General features: G+C 40.6%; 7 protein-coding genes and 1 pseudogene. 2 read left to right on the top strand and 6 right to left on the bottom strand.

Going from position 1 to position 5,162, the window contains the following annotated elements:
- From FWF39_RS11840 to FWF39_RS11825, 4 genes and pseudogenes are all read right to left on the bottom strand, one after another.
- On the bottom strand, positions 1-332 hold a 332-nt coding region (locus FWF39_RS11840), incomplete at its 3' end, for a hypothetical protein (RefSeq protein WP_343383644.1).
- A 92-nt stretch (positions 333-424) separates the two neighbouring features.
- A complete protein-coding gene (locus tag FWF39_RS11835; RefSeq protein WP_343383643.1) occupies positions 425-814 on the bottom strand; it encodes a hypothetical protein in 390 nt (129 codons plus the stop codon).
- A gap of 43 nt (positions 815-857) precedes the next feature.
- Positions 858-1,211 carry a hypothetical protein gene (locus FWF39_RS11830; protein WP_343383642.1) on the bottom strand — a complete coding sequence of 118 codons (354 nt, stop codon included), beginning with the start codon at positions 1,209-1,211 and terminating at the stop codon, positions 858-860.
- A gap of 58 nt (positions 1,212-1,269) precedes the next feature.
- Positions 1,270-1,506 (bottom strand): annotated as a pseudogene (locus FWF39_RS11825) (histone); the annotation flags it as partial.
- Positions 1,507-1,629: 123 nt separating this feature from the next.
- On the opposite strand from FWF39_RS11825, the gene FWF39_RS11820 reads away from it, so the two are divergent.
- Entirely contained in the window at positions 1,630-3,921 is a 2,292-nt protein-coding gene (locus tag FWF39_RS11820) for a hypothetical protein (protein ID WP_343383641.1), read from the top strand.
- Between the two features lie 100 nt (positions 3,922-4,021).
- Here FWF39_RS11820 and FWF39_RS11815 read toward each other — a convergent pair whose 3' ends face one another.
- Entirely contained in the window at positions 4,022-4,438 is a 417-nt protein-coding gene (locus FWF39_RS11815; protein ID WP_343383640.1) for a PIN domain-containing protein, read from the bottom strand.
- Positions 4,435-4,662 (bottom strand): hypothetical protein, encoded by a 228-nt coding sequence (locus tag FWF39_RS11810; RefSeq protein ID WP_343383639.1) that lies wholly within the window; start codon positions 4,660-4,662, stop codon positions 4,435-4,437. Before FWF39_RS11810 ends, FWF39_RS11815 begins: the two co-directional genes overlap by 4 nt.
- Positions 4,663-4,932: 270 nt before the next feature.
- Between FWF39_RS11810 and FWF39_RS11805 the strand changes: the two genes are divergently transcribed.
- Positions 4,933-5,162, top strand: a 230-nt coding sequence (locus FWF39_RS11805) for a hypothetical protein (RefSeq protein WP_343383638.1), incomplete at its 3' end; no start/stop codon positions are given.

Raw genomic sequence — 5,162 nt, 5'->3', positions numbered from 1 at the left:
GCATAATTCTTTGATAACTCTAAATCTGCACAAAAACGATATTGAGGTTTTGGCGGTTCAACGTCTCCTACGACTTCTACGTCAAGTAGGGTTCGTATGATATTTGTCATCTGCACTCGTGCATGCTCATCATGGAACTGGAGAAAAAACCTAACCAACGCCCGCTCATCACTCCCACAACAACTGCCCTCTTTGGGGGCGACAACAAAAAACCTAAAAGGCTTACCCAAATTATGCAACACATCTAAAATAGGGGCAAAATTTGCAGCCTCCAACTTGGAAGTAATAAGTGGTCTAACCTCAACCCAACAATTATTTTCTGCTAAATCCATCAAGCAACGCCGTCAACTTTACATCCCTCTAACTTTAAAAAAACCGAACGGCAAACCTGAGGGGAGTACAATTCAGGTACATATGAGAATAGCTAAGTTGTATTGTTAGGTATTTTTGGTTTATAAGATACTATAACCGCTTCTCTATCCTTGTCTGTTTGTAGCAGCAGGCTTAGGTAGGGCTGCCTTTGTGTGGGGTAGTGATAATATTTTACAATATGTTTCGCACCCGCATTTTTTAGGGTTTCATGTATGACTTGTTCGAACGTTTCAGATATGTTGGCCAGTTGGGGATCTCTAGGTGTGTGTTCGATTATGGTTGTTTGGTATTGGCTGTCGGGTTTGTTTTCATTTTTTGTGCAAAAGCCTGTGTGGTCTATGTGGACTGAATTTAAGGTGCATTGTGAAGGACCAGTTGATTGGTTATTTGTGCTGTGGTGTATGCAGTTAAAATTTTCACATTGAATTACCATCATCGTCATTTAACCTCGCCAATTAATACTATTGTTGTTACTTGTTTGTTTTTTAGTTTTCTTTTGTAAATGCTGTGTGTTTGCTCCATTGTCTTTTTTTGCACTTAGGACAAGTTACTCTTCGAGTCGCTTTGGTGCTGTTTTTGATGCTGGTTGACCAATCCTTAAAGGTTGGGTTGAATTTTTCGCCACACTCACAGCAAACATAGGAACTTGTGCCATACATAGAGGCTACCAATAGACAAGTGCTTGCTACCGCTAAGGGAAGGTTTATCCAGTGAACCCAAGTTGGGAGTCCGTAATCGGTTGTCAAAACAAGCAGTAAAACGCAAAGAGTTATTGCGATGAAAAATTGAAGTAAGCCGCATAGTAAAACAAGTCGTTGCCTTTGCTTTGTCATCAACATTTTTTATCCTCCTTATACCGTGTTGTTAGGCTAAAAAAAGTCACGCTTTTTGAGCGAGCTATTTTTCCATGGCTTTTTTGGCAGCGATTTCTATGTCTTCGGCTTTTATGGTTTTTCTGCCGGCGTGCATTGCAAAGTCTAGGGCATCTTTGGCAATTTTTATGCCTATGTTTTGGAGGGCTTCTGCGAGTTCTTTTGCTGCTGCTTCACTTACGCGGTCTGCTCCGGCTTTTTTACATAATCTGTGCATTGGGGCTGTAGCTATTTCTAATTCAGTCATAATAATAACATCTCGTGCTTCTTTTTCTAATTAAAGCAATATTTAACATTTATCATAATTTTTATAGTTGCCACGGGGTCTGTGCGTTAGTTTTTGTGATTGGTTTTTAAAAGTCTGTACCTTAGTTTTTGATGTAGCATGGATAAAAATAAACTCAAAGCACTATTGTGGAAGCGGCGTCTTGTTGCAAAACAGATTTCTGCTCTTTTGTTATCTTTTTTGGTTGTTTTGTCGGTGGGGTTGCCTGTTTGTTTGTTAGGTTTGACTTCTGCTCAGGTTGGGTCGGGTGAGGGGGAGGTTAGGGTTAGTCTTGTGCCTCTTTTGGATAAGTATGGTCAGCCTGCGGTTAATGCTGATGGTACCTTTTATCCCAACGACAAATTTGAACTATCTTATAGTGCCGCGTTTGTATCAGGTGTTGTTTTTGAAAAGGTAGAGGTTAGCTATGACTCTTTGGTGTTTAACTTGTTTGATTGTAGCAGTGACTTTGGTGCTGAGGTGGGCTGGGGGTCTTTTGAAGTTTTACCCTCTGCCCCTGCAGGAGTATATTCTTTCTGTTTTAGTGCTTGGGGTAGTCGTTTTTCTGCATCTGAAAATACCACAACACCTGTAGTGGTAGAGACGGTGGTTAGCGTTCAAGTTGTAGAGTATGACCCCCACTTCACCGTAGCACTTACCTACACAATTCCAACTGGCAGTGGCTCAAGCTATGACAAACCCTTTGCCCTAATCATACGCTATGACGGCAATGGACCCACTTTTAATCTTAATCAACGCGCTATAATCGACGATTACACATGGACGGGATACGCACAAAAACTCCCCGACATGAACAGTGATATGCAGCAAGCCCTAACGCCCAATCTTACGGTTTCTAGTTTTCTTAACCAAACCTCCAACAACCAATTTCTAACCCAAGGCTTAACCACAAAAACCAGCCAACCAGCCTTAAATGTGGATGGAAAAAGCTACCCAAACACTGAACTACCCTTAACGTTTCTTTGGGAAGCAAACAACCATCATACCTTCATCTGGACAAAAATCCTCCCAGCAACAGACGGCTCAGATTATGTTGAGTGGTTTGAGTGGCAAGCCAGCCTCATCTTCCCACCCGCAATAAACCCCAACTTGGATAATCAAAATGTAAGTCAGGAGGATTTGCAAAATCAGCTCTTAGACCAAATAAACTCTCCAAATGGAACCCTAACCACCACACCCTTTGGCAACACCATCACAGCCATGTATAGCCATAATAAGAACATAGAGCAAATCGCCAAAAACACTGGAGTAAGTAAAAATCAAACACTACAGCTCCTCAACACCACACCCCAATACTTCACTTCGCAGGAGCGTTATGCTAAACTCCAATACCAACTCGACTCAAAAGTGGCTAAAGAAATCATTAACCAAAATTTCACAAACACCCTTTACTATAACCTGACACTTGGTTGCAACCTCTTTGGTACCCCAAGGTATTTTGTCGCTAACATTACCTGTGAGCATGAATACTTTGACAAGCCAATTAATGCAACGGCCTACAAATGGAACCCAACCCAACAAAACTGGATCACCGACAATACCGTTAGCATAGAAGCCACATTTGAATCTGCCCTAAATACAACTATCACCGATATTTTGCGCTCAAATCTTGAAGAACAAACAAACGACCCAACAGCCCTCAAAATGGCCATGTCCGACCTTTATGATTCAGGCCCCCAAACCTTCAAAGACACAGGCACAATAAACGCCAACCTAAAACGCACAAGCCCCCTATACTACAACCTCAAAATAACCGCTGGGCAACAACAAAAAGAAGTTACCCTGCAAAAAACAATACAACTCAACTTTCAAACCAACAACACCTACAACCTGCCTCTAAACTTTGACCCCAACTCACCCCTACAAATAACCGTCCTATCCGACAGCTCTCAAAACACCATACTAAACCTAAATGCACCCGTAGAACTTGGAGGACTAACCAACATAACAGTTTATCAAATAACCAATCTACCCACAGAAAACTGGAACGTCCTTCAAAAAAATCAGCTTGATCTTAAACTGCTCAAAACCCTACAACTAACCATGCCCCAAGAACAAATCCAAATGTCCCCGCAACACGAACAATTTATCCAATACTACCAAGGATATAGCACAGTATTTGAAGACATTTTAAGCTTTCACGGCCAAACCCAAATCGCAGTACAAAAAGACAAAACCGTAACCGCTCTAACAAAACAAGGCGAAGCACTACTCTATGTAGAAGCCACAAACATTTGGGGCACCACTTTCCACCAAATCACCCCAGTACAACCCTACTCTGCACCTAAATGGGAAATCCCCCTAAACGAAGCCACCATATACCTCATAGCAATTATCATCATTGCAATAATTGTAAGCTTTCTTCTGTACATAGTACGAGTAAAGCAGTAACTCATAAACCATCAAGTATTAACAACAAACAAACCTTTTCTATTCCCCACAATTAACCAAAAAAACACGCTCTACAACAAACAATAAGCACTACTGAGACTTATCTTATCCAGTGAAATTTAATTTTTTCCTGTTTTTCAATAACATCAAATTCATGATGATCAGCCGTTAACAATTCCCCACCAGAAACTGTGGTTTCAGCAAGAGCTATTGAATCCGCAAGCGAAATCCTATATGAAGCCTTAAACCGCCCTGCTTCATTAAAGACCCTATCAGTCAATTCTGACTGTATCATAATAGGCAACTCTTTAATCATCAAGAGTTCTTCATCAGCCTTTGTCTTTCCTACATTACGATAAATGTCATAATAAATTTCAAGCAGATTAAGACTATTCATACAAATTTCGGCTTTACCTTGCTTTGCACATTTCAAAATAGCCGTAACAACGTCTGCACCTTGTTCATCGCGTAAAAAAGCAATTAATGCACAAGCGTCCATGACGTAAAACGTGTTCATTCTTCTAGTTCCTTATCTGCGTGTTTGCGCTCTAAAAATTTGTCAACTGACATCTCGGGATGATTAGCCAGTGAGCCACGTAGTTTGCTAATGTAGTCAATTGGTTCCTGTATGGGGATGAGGTGAATTTCGCCATCTGTTTCACGGACTTTTACTTTTTCTGTTCTAATTAATTTGGATAAGGCTTCAGGTAAGGTTTTGGTGTTTAATACAGTTTCAGTCATGGCATTCACCTTTTTCTAAAGGAGTTAATTTGGGTTAATCTCATAGTCATGTCAACCCGCTATTTGTTAATAACTACTCATACTTGGTGTAACGTGTATATCTAGTTTTGTGTGAGGGTTATACAAGCAAATGCGCAATTATACTGCAATAGTTTTTTGTTGAGTTTGTGTTTTTCTTGTTTTTAAACTGTCAGGTCTTTTTTTATGGTGTAGTTAGTGAAGTTTCAGCTCTGGCGTACTGGTCAAATTTATAGGAAAATTCAAGGTGTAATGGGTAGACTAAAGTCTAATCGTGCTTTGCTTGGAGTGGACGCAGGAATTCTCATTGCGTTTTTCACCATTACTATGCTTGTTATTTATCTTGCAACGCCAGTGATTATGTCAACCTTATTTAATGTGATAATTGGTGGTCCTGAAGGCATCTATTCGTATCTTTTAGAGCTGCCTTTGATAGCTGCTCCGGGTAGTAGTGGGGGGACTTTGGGGCAACAACTCGGCGT

Origin of the sequence: Candidatus Bathycorpusculum sp. (assembly GCF_009778815.1) — an archaeon.
Lineage (GTDB): Archaea > Thermoproteota > Bathyarchaeia > Bathyarchaeales > Bathycorpusculaceae > Bathycorpusculum > Bathycorpusculum hydrogenotrophicum.
The sequence above is the reverse complement of the archived record's forward strand: the minus strand, read 5'-3'. Positions and strand labels throughout refer to the sequence as shown.